Annotated in this window: 17 protein-coding genes; 11 read left to right on the plus strand and 6 right to left on the minus strand. The window is 64.7% G+C overall.

Annotated elements, in window-relative coordinates:
* Positions 1-165 precede the first annotated feature (165 nt).
* Genes rlmN through EN824_RS24930 form a run of 3 tightly spaced genes read left to right on the plus strand, consistent with a single transcriptional unit; the run spans position 166 to position 2,323 of the window.
* The gene (gene rlmN / locus EN824_RS24920; protein WP_135863463.1) at positions 166-1,401 is read left to right on the plus strand and encodes a 23S rRNA (adenine(2503)-C(2))-methyltransferase RlmN; all 1,236 of its coding nucleotides are present in this window, start codon (positions 166-168) and stop codon (positions 1,399-1,401) included.
* Positions 1,398-1,847: a hypothetical protein gene (locus EN824_RS24925; protein ID WP_135863465.1), complete on the plus strand. Its 450-nt coding sequence runs from the start codon at positions 1,398-1,400 to the stop codon at positions 1,845-1,847. The genes rlmN and EN824_RS24925 overlap by 4 nt, the downstream gene beginning before the upstream one ends.
* On the plus strand, positions 1,844-2,323 hold the full coding sequence (locus tag EN824_RS24930) for a hypothetical protein (RefSeq protein WP_135863467.1): 480 nt from the start codon (positions 1,844-1,846) through the stop codon (positions 2,321-2,323). Before EN824_RS24925 ends, EN824_RS24930 begins: the two co-directional genes overlap by 4 nt.
* On the opposite strand, the gene EN824_RS24935 is transcribed toward EN824_RS24930, so the two are convergent.
* Together EN824_RS24935 and EN824_RS24940 are read right to left on the minus strand one after the other, a co-directional pair.
* A complete protein-coding gene (locus tag EN824_RS24935; RefSeq protein WP_127280596.1) occupies positions 2,295-2,936 on the minus strand; it encodes a LysE family translocator in 642 nt (213 codons plus the stop codon). The two genes, EN824_RS24930 and EN824_RS24935, sit on opposite strands and share 29 nt — an antisense overlap.
* A 91-nt stretch (positions 2,937-3,027) precedes the next feature.
* A complete protein-coding gene (locus EN824_RS24940) occupies positions 3,028-5,079 on the minus strand; it encodes a bifunctional diguanylate cyclase/phosphodiesterase (RefSeq protein WP_127280597.1) in 2,052 nt (683 codons plus the stop codon).
* 307 nt (positions 5,080-5,386) lie between these two features.
* Between EN824_RS24940 and EN824_RS24945 the strand changes: the two genes are divergently transcribed.
* Both EN824_RS24945 and EN824_RS24950 read left to right on the plus strand, forming a co-directional pair.
* Complete coding sequence (locus tag EN824_RS24945; protein ID WP_127872787.1) at positions 5,387-6,610, plus strand: argininosuccinate synthase; 1,224 nt, start codon at positions 5,387-5,389, stop codon at positions 6,608-6,610.
* A gap of 5 nt (positions 6,611-6,615) precedes the next feature.
* Entirely contained in the window at positions 6,616-7,137 is a 522-nt protein-coding gene (locus tag EN824_RS24950) for a hypothetical protein (RefSeq protein ID WP_127280414.1), read from the plus strand.
* 48 nt (positions 7,138-7,185) lie between these two features.
* On the opposite strand, the gene EN824_RS24955 is transcribed toward EN824_RS24950, so the two are convergent.
* Positions 7,186-7,983 carry a lytic transglycosylase domain-containing protein gene (locus EN824_RS24955; RefSeq protein WP_127280415.1) on the minus strand — a complete coding sequence of 266 codons (798 nt, stop codon included), beginning with the start codon at positions 7,981-7,983 and terminating at the stop codon, positions 7,186-7,188.
* Between the two features lie 296 nt (positions 7,984-8,279).
* Here EN824_RS24955 and EN824_RS24960 point away from each other — a divergent pair, with 296 nt between their 5' ends.
* The 6 genes from EN824_RS24960 (at position 8,280) to rpsP (ending at position 13,883) form a co-directional block, all read left to right on the plus strand.
* A complete protein-coding gene (locus tag EN824_RS24960) occupies positions 8,280-9,377 on the plus strand; it encodes a putative zinc-binding metallopeptidase (RefSeq protein WP_135863469.1) in 1,098 nt (365 codons plus the stop codon).
* A gap of 63 nt (positions 9,378-9,440) precedes the next feature.
* Positions 9,441-10,040, plus strand: coding sequence for a DUF1236 domain-containing protein (locus tag EN824_RS24965; protein WP_127280417.1), 600 nt, complete (start codon positions 9,441-9,443; stop codon positions 10,038-10,040).
* A gap of 176 nt (positions 10,041-10,216) precedes the next feature.
* Entirely contained in the window at positions 10,217-11,170 is a 954-nt protein-coding gene (locus EN824_RS24970) for a type II CAAX endopeptidase family protein (RefSeq protein WP_135932800.1), read from the plus strand.
* 292 nt (positions 11,171-11,462) lie between these two features.
* Entirely contained in the window at positions 11,463-13,067 is a 1,605-nt protein-coding gene (gene ffh / locus EN824_RS24975) for a signal recognition particle protein (protein ID WP_135883771.1), read from the plus strand.
* A gap of 8 nt (positions 13,068-13,075) precedes the next feature.
* Positions 13,076-13,417 (plus strand): chorismate mutase, encoded by a 342-nt coding sequence (locus EN824_RS24980; RefSeq protein ID WP_127279013.1) that lies wholly within the window; start codon positions 13,076-13,078, stop codon positions 13,415-13,417.
* Between the two features lie 64 nt (positions 13,418-13,481).
* Positions 13,482-13,883: a 30S ribosomal protein S16 gene (gene rpsP, locus EN824_RS24985; protein WP_127279014.1), complete on the plus strand. Its 402-nt coding sequence runs from the start codon at positions 13,482-13,484 to the stop codon at positions 13,881-13,883.
* A 76-nt stretch (positions 13,884-13,959) separates the two neighbouring features.
* Here rpsP and EN824_RS24990 read toward each other — a convergent pair whose 3' ends face one another.
* From EN824_RS24990 to EN824_RS25000, 3 genes are all read right to left on the minus strand, one after another.
* On the minus strand, positions 13,960-14,223 hold the full coding sequence (locus tag EN824_RS24990) for a YMGG-like glycine zipper-containing protein (protein ID WP_127279015.1): 264 nt from the start codon (positions 14,221-14,223) through the stop codon (positions 13,960-13,962).
* A gap of 122 nt (positions 14,224-14,345) precedes the next feature.
* Positions 14,346-14,756 carry a DoxX family protein gene (locus tag EN824_RS24995; protein ID WP_135932801.1) on the minus strand — a complete coding sequence of 137 codons (411 nt, stop codon included), beginning with the start codon at positions 14,754-14,756 and terminating at the stop codon, positions 14,346-14,348.
* Positions 14,757-14,861: 105 nt separating this feature from the next.
* Complete coding sequence (locus tag EN824_RS25000; protein WP_135932802.1) at positions 14,862-15,767, minus strand: bestrophin family ion channel; 906 nt, start codon at positions 15,765-15,767, stop codon at positions 14,862-14,864.
* Between the last annotated feature and the right edge of the window lie 172 nt (positions 15,768-15,939).

A 15,939-nucleotide genomic window follows, 5' to 3' on the forward strand; every position in this document is an offset into this window, starting at 1 on the left:
GGCAAACAGCACCAGGCAGGCGCGGCTTGTCCACCGCCACCCGGCGGCGGGACAGGCCGCCCGATCGCCCGCGGCATGACTCTGCCGCCAAGCTGTGCTATGCGCCGCGCTTGACATCGGGCCGATGGATGAAATCGGCCGTAAACCGCTTATATCAGTGGAACCATGACCCTTTCACTCGACCTTACCGCCGAAGGCGCCCGCGACGCCTTGCGCGCCCGCCCCGTGCAGACAGAAAAGCCCTCGCTGATTGGCCTGACACGAGCCGAACTCGGCGAGGCTCTCGTCGCTTCAGGCATCGTGCCGGAGCGTCAGGCAAAAATGCGCGCCCAGCAGCTCTGGCACTGGATGTATGTGCGCGGCGTTTCAGACTTTGCCGGCATGTTCAACATCTCCAAGGACCTGCGCGCCGAGCTCGACAGGCATTTCACCGTCGCCCGGCCAGAAATCGTCGAGGAGCAGATTTCCGCCGACGGCACCAGAAAGTGGCTGTTCCGCTTCCCGCCGCGCGGCGCCGGGCGGCCGGTCGAGATCGAAACCGTCTATATCCCCGAGGAAGGCCGAGGCACGCTCTGCATCTCCTCGCAGGTCGGCTGTACCTTGACCTGCTCGTTCTGCCACACCGGCACGCAGAAGCTGGTGCGCAACCTGACCACGGAAGAAATCCTGGCGCAGTTGCTCACCGCGCGCGATCGGCTCGGCGACTTCCCCGACCGCGACACGCCAGACGGCGCCATCGTGCCGGCCGAGGGCCGCAAGGTCTCCAACATCGTCATGATGGGCATGGGCGAACCGCTCTACAATTTCGAGGCGGTGAAGAAGGCGCTGCTGATCGCCTCCGACGGCGACGGCCTGTCCCTGTCGAAGCGCCGCATCACGCTGTCGACCTCCGGCGTCGTGCCCGAGATTTTCCGCACCGGCGAGGAGATCGGCGTCATGCTGGCGATCTCGCTGCATGCCACCAATGACGATCTGCGCGACTTGCTGGTGCCGATCAACAAGAAGTATCCGCTGAAGGAGCTGATCGCCGCCTGCCGCGCCTATCCCGGCCTCTCCAATGCCAGGCGCATCACTTTCGAATATGTGATGCTGAAGGACGTCAACGATTCCATCGAGGACGCCAAGGGCCTGATCAAGCTGCTCAAGGGCATTCCGGCCAAGATCAACCTGATCCCCTTCAACCCGTGGCCGGGCACCAATTACCAGTGCTCGGACTGGGAGACGATCGAGAAATTCGCCGACTACATCAACAATGCCGGCTATGCCTCGCCGATCCGCACGCCGCGCGGCCGCGACATCCTGGCCGCCTGCGGCCAGCTGAAATCGGAATCGGAGCGCATGCGCAAGGTCGACCGGCTGGCGCTGGAGGCCATGATGATCGCGGGGCACGGCGAGGTGTGAGCCGTCTCGTCGCCGGCCTCACGCGCCTCGCCATAATAGCAGTCGGCTACGTCGCCGCCGTGCTGACCTCTATCCTGGTGCCTGTGCTGCTGATCGTTCTTCTGGCCGGGATCGAGGACGGCAACTGGTCGATCATTTTCACATTCGACTGGCTGGCCTCCTTCCCGCTCGCCGTGCTGACCGTGGCGATCTGCGCGCTGCTGATCGTCGGTCCCGCGATCTTCCTCGCCGAACGGCTGGCGCTGCGAGGATGGTTCTACTTCGCCGTCACGGGTGCGGTCACGTCGATCGCCTTCGGTGTTTTTGTCCCTGGCTCGGCAGGAGGCTTCGTTTTCAACCCGGGCTTCCTCGGTTTTCTGGCCGCGGCCGGTGTTGCCGCCGGCTGGGTCTACTGGCTTCTGGCTGGACACAAGTCCGGGCATCTCACGGGACGCGACCCCCCATGACCCGTCTCGTCGCCTATATCGTGCGCTTCGCCGTCATCCTGTTCGGCTACGCCGTCGCCGCGCTGGCGGCGAGCGCCTTCCTCAACGTCCTGTTCCTGGCCTCGCTCGGCTACGCGCCGGCGCAAGCCCATCCGGCGGCGACGGCATCGCTCTATTTTTCCATTCCTTTCGTCGCCCTGTTCGTCGCTTATTTTGGCTTCATGCCGGCCGCCGTCGTCATCCTGATTGCCGAAATCCTGGGCCGGCGCGACTGGCTGTTCTACGCGCTGGCGGGCGCGCTGGTGGCGGGGGTTTTCCTCGGCCTCGTCGACAATGTCCGCGAATCCGCTTTCGCGGTCACCGAGACCAGCGCCATCATGGCCGTCATTGGCGGCGGCATGGTCGGCGGCATCTTCTACTGGCTCAGCGCCGGGCGCTGGGCGGGAAGCTGGTGGGTCGAGAAAGCCCCTACTTCGCCTGGGCAGTCAGGATCTTGAGCGCGAAGGCCGAGAACACGCCGGCGAAGAGATAGTCGACCACCCGCGTCACGCGCGGGCTGGCCTTCATCGCCGCCGAGAATTTTTCCGCCGCCAGCACCATCGGCACCGTCACCGGGATCGACAGCACGATGAACATGGCGCCGAGGAAGAACAGCTTCCCGGGCGCGTTCGGATCGTGCGCGGAGACGAATTGCGGCAGGAAGGTCATGAAGAACAGAATGACCTTCGGGTTGAGCAGGTTGACGCCGATCCCCGCCGCCCAGCTGCGCAGCAGCGAAATCCGCGGGCCTGTCTTCTTCTCCGGCGAGAAGGCCGAGCCCTTGGCGATCGCCTGCCAGGCCAGGAAGACGAGATAGCCGGCGCCAAAGATCTTCAGCACGAAGAAAGCCATCGGCGAGGCGACGATCAGCGCCGAGACGCCGACCACCACCAGCGTGGTGTGGATCAGCGTGCCGCACAACGCGCCGGCCATCGAGGCAAAGCCGGTGGCGCGGCCCTGGCTCAGCGTGCGCGAGACGAACAGCGTCATGTCGGGGCCCGGCGTGATCGCCAGGATCACGGTGGCGATCGCGAACTGGATCAGCGTGGTCGTATCGGGAATGAAGGACATGCAAGGCCTCGGGAAGGTCCCGAGCCTATACAAGATACGCCGCGCCGACGCCAGATGCGCAGGCGGGAGTATCCTCCCGCGGCGGGGTTTTCTAAGCCGCCGACAGATCGATCTCCGCCAGCGAATGGGCGGCCGCTCCGTTCAGCAAAATCTGGTCGATCGGCTTGGGGCGGCCGAGGAAATAGCCTTGCGCCTCGTTGCAGCCTTCCACTTGCAGGATGGTGAGCTGGACATGCGTCTCGACACCTTCGGCAAGCACCGGAATGTCGAGGCTGCGCCCCAGTGTCAGCACCGCGCGGATGATCGCCTTGGCCTGCGGGCTGCGCTCGACATCGGCCATGAAGGAACGGTCGAGCTTGATCTTGTCGAACGGAAACGAGCGCAGCGTGTCGAGCGACGAATAGCCGGTGCCGAAATCGTCGATCGCGATCGTCACGCCCAGCGCCTTGATCTGGCGCAGCACGTGCAGCGTGCGGACCTTGTCGGCGACGATCGTCGATTCGGTCAGCTCCAGTTCGAGGCGCCTCGGCGACAGGCCGGTTTCGACCAGGATCTGGTGGACGAGCTTGGCGAGATCGGCATGGGCGAGCTGCACCGGCGACAGGTTGACCGCGATCTTGTGACCCTTGTCCCAGGACGCTGCCTGGCGGCACGCGGTGCGCAGCACCCATTCGCCGATCGCCAGGATCGAGCCATTCTCCTCGGCGATCGGAATGAATTCGGCGGGCGGGATCATGCCATGCACCGGATGGGTCCAGCGCAGCAACGCCTCGTAGCCGCAGGTGGCGCCGGTCGAGACCGAAGTCTGCACCTGGTAGTGGAGCGTGAGTTCGCCACGTTCGATGGCCTGGCGAAGGTCGGTGGCCAGGGCGCGCCGTGCCCGCGCCGTCTCGTCCATGGCCGATTCGTAGAAACAGACGGCCCGCGCCACGTCGTTCTTGGCCCGGTACATGGCCAGATCCGCATTGCTGACCAGCCTCTCCCGGTCGGCCCCGTCACGCGGATAGACGGCGACGCCGATGCTGGCGCCGGTAACGGTCTCGAAATCGTCGAGCAGCAGCGGCTCGAACAGGGACTTCTCCAGGCGTGAAACCAGGCCGAGCAGCTCGTTCTGGTCCTTGAATTGCTTGATGGCGGCGAATTCGTCGCCGCCGAGCCTGGCGACGAACTCGCCGTCGCCGGTCAGTTTCGCCAGCCTGCGGGCGATGATCTTGAGTGCCTGATCGCCGGCCGCATGGCCCCTGAGGTCGTTGATCTCCTTGAAGCGGTCGAGATCGATGACGATGACGGCCGTCATCGCGCCTCCCTCGCGTGCCCGCTCGATCTCATGGTCGAGGCGGTCGTTGAAGGAGACCCGGTTGGCGAGACCTGTCAGCGCATCGTTGAGGGCAAGGTGCTGCAGTCGCTCGAAGCTCTCGAGCCGGCCGCGTTCGTCGATCAGGTAGCTGGCAAAGCCTGTGGCCGCGACGATCAGGCCGACCACGGCGACGGCGACGGCCATCGCTTCGAGGATATCGGGATTGGTGCCCGTGGTGATGAAGGAGAGCGGCGTCACCGCCACCGCGGCCATGGCCGTGAAATGCAGGCCGACGATCGCCAGCACCAGCAATCCGATGCCGAGATAGTGCGACCAGCGATATGGCCGGCGCTCCGCCTGGCCGATCGCCACGGCGGAGAACGCCATCGCGATCAGCAGCGAAGCGACCACATAGCGGGCGTCCCATTCGACGATGCCGGCCACGTGATAGGCGATCATTCCGGTATAATGCATGGCACAGATTGCCAGCCCAACAAGGCATCCGCCCCATTCCGGCGCCAGGCCGCGGCTTTTGTCGAGGGCAAGACCGAAACCCGCCCCGGTTCCAACCATGGCGATGACCAGGGATATCATGGTGAGCGCCGGATCGAAGGTGATCGGCGCGCCGGGCTGATAGGCCAGCATGGCGATGAAATGCGTACACCAGATCGAAGAGCCGGCCGCGACCGCGGTCAGGAACAGCCAGCCCCGCATCTGCATGCCGACGGTCTTCCTGGCGCGATCCAGGAGACCGATCGTCACCCAGCAGCCGGTGACGCACATCAGCGCGGCCAGCAGGACAAGCCACAGATTATGCTCCGTGACGATGCAGGATATAACGCGCATCGAGGATGACCCAAGCCCGAGGATACCCGCGACGAACGGGCAAAAGCCGCTTCGGCGCCAACATGCGGCCAGGCGGCTCTGTCTTGGTTGTTTAGCGGCTGGGGGTGAAAACTTGATTAAATACGGCATATAAATGCAGCCACTGATTGTAGCAGGTTGTTTCCCCAACCCGTTCGGCTGCCCCGCCATTGGCTGGATCAGAAGGCTGGCGCCGCCTGCGCTTGCTCGCTTTGCGGTTCCTGCTAAAAGGCGCTCCGACAATCCGTGACGCCATTGCCTCAAGCGTCCGCTTTTCGACGGAGCAGAAATGTCCAAGACCAAAGACGTCAAGAAGGTCGTGCTCGCCTATTCCGGCGGCCTCGACACATCCATCATCCTGAAATGGCTGCAGACCGAACTCGGCGCCGAAGTCGTCACCTTCACCGCCGATCTCGGCCAGGGCGGCGAATTGGAGCCGGCGCGCAAGAAGGCCGAGATGATGGGCATCAAGGACATCCGCATCGTCGACGTGCGCGAGGAATTCGTCGCCGACTTCGTCTTCCCGATGTTCCGCGCCAACACCGTCTACGAAGGCACCTATCTCTTGGGAACCTCGATCGCGCGGCCGCTGATCTCCAAGCACCTGGTCGACATCGCCAGGGAGACCGGCGCCGACGCCATCGCGCATGGCGCCACCGGCAAGGGCAACGACCAGGTCCGCTTCGAGCTTTCGGCCTATGCGCTCAACCCCGACATCAAGGTGATCGCGCCATGGCGCGACTGGTCGTTCAAGTCGCGCACCGACCTGATCAACTTCGCCGAACAGCATCAGATTCCCGTGGCCAAGGACAAGCGCGGCGACGCGCCGTTCTCGGTCGACGCCAATCTTCTGCACTCCTCTTCCGAAGGCAAGGTGCTGGAAGATCCATGGAGCGAGCCGCCGGAATTCGTCCACCAGCGCACCGTGTCGCCGATGGACGCCCCTGACGCCGTCACCGAGATCGAAATCGAGTTCCTCAAGGGCGATCCGGTCGCGCTCAACGGCAAGAAGCTGTCGCCGGCCACCATGCTGGCCGCCCTCAACGATCTCGGCCGCGACAATGGCATCGGCCGGCTCGACCTGGTCGAGAACCGTTTCGTCGGCATGAAATCGCGGGGCGTGTATGAAACGCCCGGCGGCGCCATCCTGATCGTGGCCCATCGCGCCATCGAATCGATTACGCTCGACCGGGGTGCGGCGCACCTCAAGGACGAGTTCATGCCGCGCTACGCGGAACTCATCTACAACGGCTTCTGGTTCTCGCCCGAGCGTCTGATGCTGCAGGCGATGATCGACAAGAGCCAGGAAGACGTCGAAGGCACGGTGCGGCTGAAGCTCTACAAGGGCAACGTCATGGTCACCGGCCGCAAGTCGAAGAAGACGCTCTATTCCGACGCGCTGGTCACCTTCGAGGACGACCGTGGCGCCTACGACCAGAAGGACGCCGCCGGCTTCATCCGCCTCAACGCGCTGAGGCTGCGGACTTTGGCCGCGCGCAACCGCAACAGCTAGACGGAATGCGCTGTCCCGGCCGATGCCTGGTGCCGCTGGTCCTTCTGGCGGCCCCAGCCATGGCCGGGGATTTCGACCCTGGCCCGCTCGACCTTGCCGCGCTGATCGAGTGCCGGGTCGACGTGCCCAGCTACAACGGCTTTGCCCTCTGGCTGGCAGGCGAGCCCAGCGTGGCGGACACGCTCGGCTGGAAAGAAGTTCCGTCAGGCAATCCGTTCCTGCGCCAATACAGCTTGCCCGCCCCGGTCCACGTCTTCGGGCGCGAGACCGGAGCGATCGTCTTTACCGCGACGGGCCCGATGGCGGTGCTTGACGGCATCGCCGCACCGGACCTCGCCCGCCAGCTCGACGTCCCGGCGACGGTCTCGACGCCGGGCAAATTCCTCGGCGAGAAGGTCGTGGCCGAAAACACCGAGCAAGCCGGCGGCGTGAGCCTTGTCACGCGCGTCACGCTCAACGTCTCGACGGTCGAGTCCCATCCCGGCAAGGCGCTGGCCGGCTGCTCCTATGCGCTCGACGTGAAATGAAAAACCCGGCGCGGAGGCCGGGTTCTTCGTTCAATACCGTATGTTCGATCAGTTGGCATCGATCGCGTCGGCGATGCGGGCGATGGCTTGCTGATAGACGTTTGCCGAATTCCAGCCGGCAATCGCGCCCATATTGGCGCTCGCGCTCGCGCCGGCCCGCCAGCCATGACCCTTGAGGTAGTTGGCGGTGGAAGCCAGCGCGGTGGCCTTGTCGCGCAGGTTTCCGTTGCCGACCGCATATTTCAAGACATTTCCGGGCAGGAACTGCGTGTGGCCGACCTCGCCATGCATGGCGCCGACCGACGACGAGGTCAACGCGCCGCGGTCAACCAGCTTCAGGGCCGCGATGGCATGCGGGTGGAAATAGTCCGGACGGCGGCAATCATAGGCAAGCGTCAAAATCGCTGAGACCGTGTTCTGGTTGCCCATCGAGGCACCGAAGCCGGTTTCCATGCCCCAGATGGCGAGCAACACGCCCGGCGACACGCCGTAACTGGCTTCGATCTGGTTGAACAGCGCCGCGTTCGACTTCTTCAGCGAACGGCCCTTGGAAATGATCGCCGACCCGCCACGGCGTTTCATGAAATCGTCCACCGAGCCGCTGAAAGCCTTGTGGATGGCGCGGTCCGCGGAGATCGTCCTCGTTGCGTAGGTCGCGCCCGCCAGAGCGGCCAGGCCCCTCGACCCGACACCCTCGGACTTGGCCTCGGCGGCGAAATCCTGCTTCCAGGCGTCGAAGCCGGCGCCGGTCTTGCCGCAACTGGCCGCCGCCTGCGCGCCCGTTGCCAGCCCCAGCACCGCCACCATTGCGGCCGCTAAAATCCTACCCTTGGCAAGAAATGCCATGTTGTTCTCCTGATTGCCTGATTCACGTCCCGATTGCGAATTTGCCAGCGAAACGCGCATTTGTCACCGTCTGTGGCGCGATGCTGGCGAATGCCGGGGAATTTGCCTACGATCAAGTGATTATTATGGCGAGGCCAGGCATGAGAGACGTTGATGCCGGCCGTGGACAGCATCGGCGGGGCGGCCGGACCGGCGAAGCGAAATAGTCTCGATGGAGTGCGGAACGCCGGCCGGTGGTTCGCGTTTGGGCACGGGCCGCCATGCATCCTATGCCTTCCTGATGAATTGAGACCGACATGAAACTTTTCGACTGCCCGCATTGCGGCCACCGTCTCTATTTCGAGAACGCCCAATGCCTGAACTGCCGCAGTCTCGTGCTCTACGATCCCGAGGGCGCGCACTTTGTCTTGTCCGGCGTCGATGGCGCCATCCAGTGCACCAACGCCGACGAATGCGCCTGCAACTGGATGGCCGAGCCGGGGCAGGTCTTCTGCCGTGCCTGCGTGCTGAACCAGCTGATCCCCGACCTCTCCGTCGACGGCAACCGCCGCCGCTGGATCCGTGTCGAGGCGGCGAAGAAGCGCGCCATCTATTCGCTGCTCGCCTTCGGCCTGCCGGTCGCGCCCAAGCAGAGCCCGACGGACGAAATCGGGCTGGCCTTCGACTTCCTCGCCGATCCGATCGGTGGCGGCCCGGGCGGCGAACGGATTCTCACCGGCCACGACAACGGCCTGATCACGCTGAACGTCGCGGAGGCCGATTCAGCCGAGCGTGAAAAACGTCGCATCGAGATGGGCGAGAACTACCGCACCCTGCTCGGCCATTTCCGCCACGAGCTCGGCCATTATTACTGGGACCGCCTGATCCGCGACGATCCGCAAGGGCTGGAGGCCTTTCGCGCTTTGTTCGGCGACGAACGCGCCGACTACGAACAGGCGCTGAAGGCTTACTACGCCAACGGCGCCGCGCCCGACTGGCAGCAAAACCACATCTCGGCCTACGCCACCTCGCACCCATGGGAGGACTGGGCCGAGACCTGGGCCCACCACCTGCATATCACCGACACGCTGGAGATGGTCCATGCCCTGAACTTCCCGCTCGGCCGGCTGGAAACGGTGGAGGCGAACGAACTGTCACGGGGCGACACCGGCGGTGAACTGCAGCCAGCGCCTTCGGAGCCTGCAAACACGCCCGAGCCTTTCGACAGGATCCTTGTCCGTTGGCTGGTGCTGTCGGAAGCCTCCAATTCGATCAACCGCTGCATGGGCCTGCCCGATCTCTACCCCTTCGTCATTTCGGACGTGACGGCGCAAAAACTGGCCTTTGTTCACGACCTTGTGACCGATTTGCCGAAAGGCGCGGGAACAAATCGTGAGTTGGCTCGCGCACTTTAGCCGGAACGCATGCGCCGCTGCCCCGTTTTCACAGCCGAGGGGTCACGAAAACGGAGAGTACCCATGAAATCCTTATTGTTTCCCGCAATAGCCGGGATGCTGACCGCAATGTCTGGCGCCGCATTGGCCGATACCGCTGTCTCGGCGGTCACCGATCTCAATGTGCGCGCCGGTCCGGGTCCGCAATATCCGGTGATCGGCGTGCTCGCCGCGGGCCAGTCGGCGACGCTCAACGGCTGCATCGAAAACAGCAAATGGTGCACCATCGCCGAAGCCGGCGGCCAGGGCTGGGTTTATTCCGACTACGTCACCGCCGATTTCGGCGGCAGCCGTGTGGTGCTAACGCAGCGCCGCTCCGCTGTCGCCGTCGTCTCGCCGCCGGAGGACATCGGCAACTACTCCACCGACTATACCGGCGCGATCATTTCCAGTGATCCTGTCGTAGGCGAGTTCCCCGCGCCGCCGGCCGCGGTGCGGACCTATGTCGACACCCACCGGCTGGACCCCGTCTATCTCGACGGCGAGGTGGTCACCGGCGCGACCCTGCCAGACACGGTCGAGCTGCGCGAAATTCCTGACTACAACTACCGTTATGTCTATGTGAACGGCCAGCGCGCGCTGATCGATCCACAGACACGGCGCATCATGTACGTGGTGCGTTGATAGACGCCGGCGGTCGCCGTCGCGGCCGCTGACGACACCTGGGTTGGCGATCGCGGCAGGCTGGCCAGCGCCGGGTGCCGCGGCCGCCGGTTTGCGCCTATCCCTGCTGATATTGATTTCGATTCCCGAGGCCATCGGCTAGATCCAGGAACGATGGATTGGGATCGAGGACAAGCGTGACAATCGACGACACCGCCTTCGAGCGCTATCGCAACACCCCGAACGCCAGGACGACCTTGCCACGCCTGTTGCTGGGAACGCTGATCGTCGTCCTGTTCTGGGGCGCCACGACCGCGGCGGTGCTGTTCGGCGGCAGCCATGTTTACTTCGCCTGGCAGGCGGCGGCTTCGCCATACGGCATCGAGGGTTTCCTTGCCTCGCCCATCGGCATCCTCAGCGCGCTCACCTCTTTCGGCGGGATCTGGATCGGCCTGTCGATCGCCATGCGCTGGGTGCATGGCGAGCCGCTGTCGGCCCTCCTCGGCGCCGGCCGCCGCGCATCGCGGCCGGACTTCCTCAAGGGGCTGATCGCGGTGCTGATCACCTCGGCTTTGTCCGAAATCCTGCTCTATTTGCTGGAGCCGGGGATCGCTCGCGGCACGATCAGCCTGTCGTCCTGGCTGTTGTTCGCGATCCCGATCGTCGCGCTCGTCTTGCTGCAGACCTCGTCGGAAGAGGTGCTGTTTCGTGGCTACCTGCTGCGCGGCCTGGCCAACCGGTTCCGCAACCCTTTCATCTGGGGGCTGCTGCCCGGCCTGCTGTTCACCTCGCTGCACTGGAGCGGCGGCTCCTCGGCCGCCATCAACGCCTGCGTCCTGGTCTCGATCGCCGCTTTCGCGCTGCTTCTGACGCTCGTGGTCTATGCCACCGGCAATCTCGGCGCGGCACTTGGCGTTCATCTCGGCAACAACCTGACCGGCTTCCTGCTGATCTCGCATCAGGAGAGCTACAATTCCTTCGCCTTGTTCACCGCCAAGCCGCTCGAAGGGCCGGGCTGGATGATGTCGGATGCCATTCTCATTGCCCTCATCGGCATCGCCTGCAGCCTGCTGACGATTGTCTTGCTGCTGCATCCGCGCTCGCCGCTGAGGGTTACGGCCGAGGTTACGGACGGCGCGCGTGCGGCCTGATCGCGGCCCGGGAAACGGCGTGACGCGGGCCTTGCCTTGACTCTCGCGCCGATTTCCTGTCTACAGCCCCCGAATTCCGCGACGAGTATCCCTCCGAGCAAGCCGACCAGGACGCCGAAGCCTCTTTGAGGCCAAGTGCTGTAAACAGATCCTGGAGGCCAACACCCGGCAGCGCTGTGCGCCCCCGGGTGCTTTTTGGTTTTGGGCTTTTGCTTGGACTGGCTTTTGCTTGGAGACTGGGCGCGAACGCATTACGTCTCGGGTCGAATGAACCGGGATCGAAGGAAGCAAGATGTTTGAATCGCTGCAGGAGCGCCTTGGCTCCATCCTGAACGGCCTGACTGGCCGCGGCGCGCTGTCGGAGGCTGATGTCTCGGCGGCGTTGCGCGAGGTGCGCCGTGCGCTGCTCGAGGCCGACGTGGCGCTGGAAGTGGTCCGCTCCTTCACCGACAAGGTGCGCGAGAAGGCCGTCGGCGCGGCGGTGCTCAAGTCGATCAAGCCGGGACAGATGGTCGTCAAGATCGTCCATGACGAGCTGGTCGACATGCTCGGCGCCGAGGGCGTCGCCGTCGATCTCAACGCGCCGGCGCCGGTCGTCGTCATGATGGTCGGCCTGCAGGGCTCCGGCAAGACGACGACTTCGGCCAAGATCGCCAAGCGCCTGACCGAGCGGCAGAACAAGAAGGTCCTGATGGCCTCGCTCGACACGCGGCGCCCGGCCGCGCAGGAGCAGCTGCGCCAGCTCGGCGAGCAGGTCAAGGTCGCGACGCTGCCCGTTATATCAGGCCAGAACCCGGTCGATATCGCCAAGCGCGCCGTGCAGGCGGCCAAGCTCGGCGGCCATGACGTCGTCATCCTCGACACCGCCGGCCGCACCCATATCGACGAGCCGCTGATGGTCGAGATGGCCGACATCAAGAAGGTGTCGAGCCCGCACGAAATCCTGCTGGTCGCCGACTCCCTGACCGGCCAGGACGCCGTCAACCTGGCGAAAAGCTTCGACGAGCGCGTCGGCATCACCGGCCTGGTGCTGACCCGCATGGACGGCGACGGCCGTGGCGGCGCCGCGCTTTCGATGCGCGCCGTCACCGGCAAGCCGATCAAGCTGATCGGCACCGGCGAGAAGATGGACGGGCTGGAGGAATTCCACCCCAAGCGCATCGCCGACCGCATCCTGGGCATGGGCGACATTGTCTCGCTCGTCGAGAAGGCGGCGGAAAACATCGACGCCGAGCAGGCGGCGGCGATGGCCAAGAAGATGCAGTCGGGCAAGTTCGACCTGAACGACCTTGCCCAGCAGCTTCAGCAGATGTCGAAAATGGGCGGCATGGGCGGCATCATGGGCATGATGCCCGGCATGGGCAAGATGAAGGACCAGATGGCCGCCGCCGGTCTCGACGACAAGATGTTCGGCCGCCAGCTCGCCATCATCTCCTCGATGACCAAGGCCGAGCGCGCCAATCCCGACATGCTGAAACACTCGCGCAAGAAGCGCATCGCCGCCGGCTCCGGCACCGATGCCGCCGAGATCAACAAGCTGCTCAAGATGCATCGCGGCATGGCCGACATGATGAAGGCGATGGGCGGCAAGGGCAAAGGCGGCGGCTTGATGCGCGGCATGATGGGCGGTCTTGCCTCCAAGATGGGCCTCGGCGGCATGATGCCTGGTGGCATGGGCGGCATGATGGGCGGCGGCATGCCCGATCTGTCGAAGATGGACCCCAAGCAGCTCGAAGCCTTGCAGAAGCAGGCGCAGGCCGCCGGCCTCGGCGGCATGAAGGGCTTGCCCGCCCCGGGCGGCGCTGGCCTGCCGGGCTTGCCCGGCGGCATGAAACTTCCGGGGCTGCCCGGCCTTGGCGGCGGTGGCGGTCTGCCGGGTCTGGGCAAGAAGAAGTGAGGACAAGGATGAACGAAGAAAAGGACATGGCCGACGCCCGCATCATCCTGGCCGGCTACCGCGCCTCGATCGACAACATCGATGCAGCCCTCATCCATATGCTGGCCGAGCGCTTCCGCTGCACCAAGGCGGTCGGCGTGCTCAAGGCCGAGCACGGCCTGCCGCCAGCCGACCCGGCGCGCGAGCAGCAGCAGATCGCGCGTCTCCGCCAGCTGGCGCATGACGCGCATCTCGACCCCGATTTCGCGGAGAAGTTCCTCAACTTCGTCGTCCGCGAAGTGATCCGCCACCACGAACAGATCGCCGCTTCGAGCAGCGGCGGGTCAAAAAACTCGCTGCCAACGGCGTGACGAAAACCGGCTGATGACCAGCCTCGATTAATCAACGAAATCAGAGCTTTTAGGAGAAAAGAAAATGGCACTGAAGATCCGACTGGCCCGTGCGGGCTCGAAGAAGCGTCCTTACTACCACGTCGTCGTCGCCGACGCCCGTTCGCCCCGCGACGGCCGGTTCATCGAGTCGCTCGGCTCGTGGAACCCGCTGCTGCCGAAGGACGGCGAGCGCATCAAGGTCGACGCCGACCGCGTCAAGCATTGGCTGTCGCACGGCGCCCAGCCGACCGACCGCGTGCTGCGCTTCCTCGACGAAGCCGGCCTTGCCAAGCGCGAAGCCCGCTCCAACCCGAAGAAGGCCGAGCCCGGCAAGAAGGCGCAGGAACGCGCCGCCCTGCTGAAGAAGGCCCAGGAAGACGCCGCTGCCGCCGTCGCCGCGGCCACTGCCGCACCGGCCGAAGCGGAAGCCGCCACGGCGGAGTAATCGCTTCCTATTCCTTGCGGAAACAGAACGGCGGGCCTGTGCCCGCCGTTTTGCTGTGTTCAATCTTGGTCGCCGATCAATAGCCGCTTGGGCAGCGATCGACATAGGTGCGACCGTAGCGGTCGCGGTACCGGCATTGGCCGCTTTCGCTGGCATGGCCGATCAGCGCCCCGGCCACCGCGCCGACAGCGCCGCCGACGACTGCGCCCTGCACCGGGTCACCAGCCACCGCTGCGCCGACCGCGGCACCGCCAAGACCACCGACGGCCGCGCCTTTCTCCGTTTGCGAACAGGCGCCGAGCGCCGTCGTCAGCACCAGAATGGTCAGGATTTTCTTCATTTGTCGTTCCTCTCACATGCGGGTCGCCGTCTCGCCGCCAAGGGCTTAACTCTCAGGCGGCTAATTTGATCCCGAGAGAATCAAGATCGCCACGGCAGCCAGCAGCGGGTGGCGCGGAACTGCTATCGGCTGAGCGGGATCAGAGCGCTCACCCTGGGATCGCGCAGATAGAGGCCGCCCCACAGGATGATGCCGAGATAAACGCCGAACAGCGTGTGCGAAAACAGCGGATTGCCGATACGCGCATTGGTGGCGATGGCGCCGCCCATATAGGCGGTGAGCAGGATGGCGCCGAGCACGGAGGTGCGCGGCAGTGCGTAGAGCGCGGTCGAGACCAGGCCGATAACACCCAGCATGCGCGCGACGTTGGCGTCGGCCGGCCAGCCGAGCGGCACCATCGTCTGGGTGACGATATCGAGCGGCGGCAGCTTGATGGCGCCGTCGAAGATCATGAACAGGACGATGAGGCCGCTGAGCACGCGGCCGGTCCACAAGGCGCCGGACGAGACGGGCGCGATTTCGGAAATGCTCATAGGTGTTCCCTCCGGTTGGTCAGCCCCTTTTTCAGCGGGGTCGAACCAAGGACGTGCCGTGAGGCGTCGATCCGACAAGTGTCCGGATTCTTTGACGATGCGGCCCTACGAGAAGTAAAACTTTTCGGCCGGCAGCATCTTTGGCGGCGTTTCGCCCAGGGCCTCGAACACAGAGATTTCACAGACCCGGCACAGGCCGTCGAGCGCGAGGTCGTTGGCTTCGGTGCCGAACGGATCCTCGAGTTCTTCCGAAAGCGCGTCGAGGCCGAAGAAGGTGTAGGCGATCAGCGCGGTGAACAATGGCGTCGCCCAGCCGGTGGTCGAGATCAGGCCGATCGGCAACAGCAGGCACACGATGTAGGCCGTGCGGTGGACCAGCAGCGTGTAGGCGAAGGGCAAGGGCGTGCCGGCGATCCGCTCGCAGCCGGCCTGGATGGCGGTGATTGATGCCAGCCTCTCATCCAGGATGCGGAAACCAATCGTGTCGAACTCGCCAATTTGGCGCTGCGCGTTGGCGCGGCGGCCCATGCGCCTGACCATCTCGTCCGCCGGATTGGCGAAACGCGCCGCCGTCTCGGCTTCTGCCTCGATGAAGGCACGGACGTCCTTGACGCTGTCGATCCTGCGCAACTGGCCGCGCAGGAAATGACAGAAGGCCAACGCCTCCATCAGCAGGGCGCGTTGCTCGGTCCGATCGGGGATGAGGCTGGTCGTGGCGCGGGCCAGATTGCGGATTTCGAAGACCAGCGCGCCCCACAGCTTGCGCGCCTCCCACCAGCGGTCATAGGCGGCGTTGTTGCGGAACGACAGATAGATCGACAAAGTGACGCCGACCAGGCCGAAGGGTGTGATGTTGAAGACGCCGAGATCGAGCTGGAACCAGCGCGCCACGACAAGGATGACCGCCGAATAGATCGCGAAGCCGAAAATCTGCGGCAGGATGCGTGGCACCACCGAGCCGCGCATGATGAAGAACAGCTGCAGGAAGGTGGGGCGCGGGCGAACGATCATTCGGAGCCTTTCACGGGCCGGCGTCGGCCCTCAGATCCTCTATTGTGCGATGCGCCAGATGCGCAAGCGCAGCCGCCAACGACATCGCCATGTCGTCCACACGGTGTGCGGACTACCGGTGTGTGCTGGTTGCGGATATTGAGAAGCCCGCGGCCGTCCCGATACAGGCGAG

Source organism: Mesorhizobium sp. M8A.F.Ca.ET.181.01.1.1, from assembly GCF_004792025.1.
GTDB lineage: Bacteria > Pseudomonadota > Alphaproteobacteria > Rhizobiales > Rhizobiaceae > Mesorhizobium.

Coding starts and splice junctions, on each gene's coding strand:
- EN824_RS24940 (WP_127280597.1), bottom strand. CDS start 5,079: ATGCGCGTTATATCCTGCATCGTCACGGAGCATAATCTGTGGCTTGTC.
- EN824_RS24965 (WP_127280417.1), top strand. CDS start 9,441: ATGAAATCCTTATTGTTTCCCGCAATAGCCGGGATGCTGACCGCAATG.
- rlmN (WP_135863463.1), top strand. CDS start 166: ATGACCCTTTCACTCGACCTTACCGCCGAAGGCGCCCGCGACGCCTTG.
- EN824_RS24935 (WP_127280596.1), bottom strand. CDS start 2,936: ATGTCCTTCATTCCCGATACGACCACGCTGATCCAGTTCGCGATCGCC.
- EN824_RS24995 (WP_135932801.1), bottom strand. CDS start 14,756: ATGAGCATTTCCGAAATCGCGCCCGTCTCGTCCGGCGCCTTGTGGACC.
- EN824_RS25000 (WP_135932802.1), bottom strand. CDS start 15,767: ATGATCGTTCGCCCGCGCCCCACCTTCCTGCAGCTGTTCTTCATCATG.
- EN824_RS24990 (WP_127279015.1), bottom strand. CDS start 14,223: ATGAAGAAAATCCTGACCATTCTGGTGCTGACGACGGCGCTCGGCGCC.
- ffh (WP_135883771.1), top strand. CDS start 11,463: ATGTTTGAATCGCTGCAGGAGCGCCTTGGCTCCATCCTGAACGGCCTG.
- EN824_RS24945 (WP_127872787.1), top strand. CDS start 5,387: ATGTCCAAGACCAAAGACGTCAAGAAGGTCGTGCTCGCCTATTCCGGC.
- EN824_RS24955 (WP_127280415.1), bottom strand. CDS start 7,983: ATGGCATTTCTTGCCAAGGGTAGGATTTTAGCGGCCGCAATGGTGGCG.
- EN824_RS24960 (WP_135863469.1), top strand. CDS start 8,280: ATGAAACTTTTCGACTGCCCGCATTGCGGCCACCGTCTCTATTTCGAG.
- EN824_RS24950 (WP_127280414.1), top strand. CDS start 6,616: ATGCGCTGTCCCGGCCGATGCCTGGTGCCGCTGGTCCTTCTGGCGGCC.
- EN824_RS24930 (WP_135863467.1), top strand. CDS start 1,844: ATGACCCGTCTCGTCGCCTATATCGTGCGCTTCGCCGTCATCCTGTTC.
- EN824_RS24980 (WP_127279013.1), top strand. CDS start 13,076: ATGAACGAAGAAAAGGACATGGCCGACGCCCGCATCATCCTGGCCGGC.
- rpsP (WP_127279014.1), top strand. CDS start 13,482: ATGGCACTGAAGATCCGACTGGCCCGTGCGGGCTCGAAGAAGCGTCCT.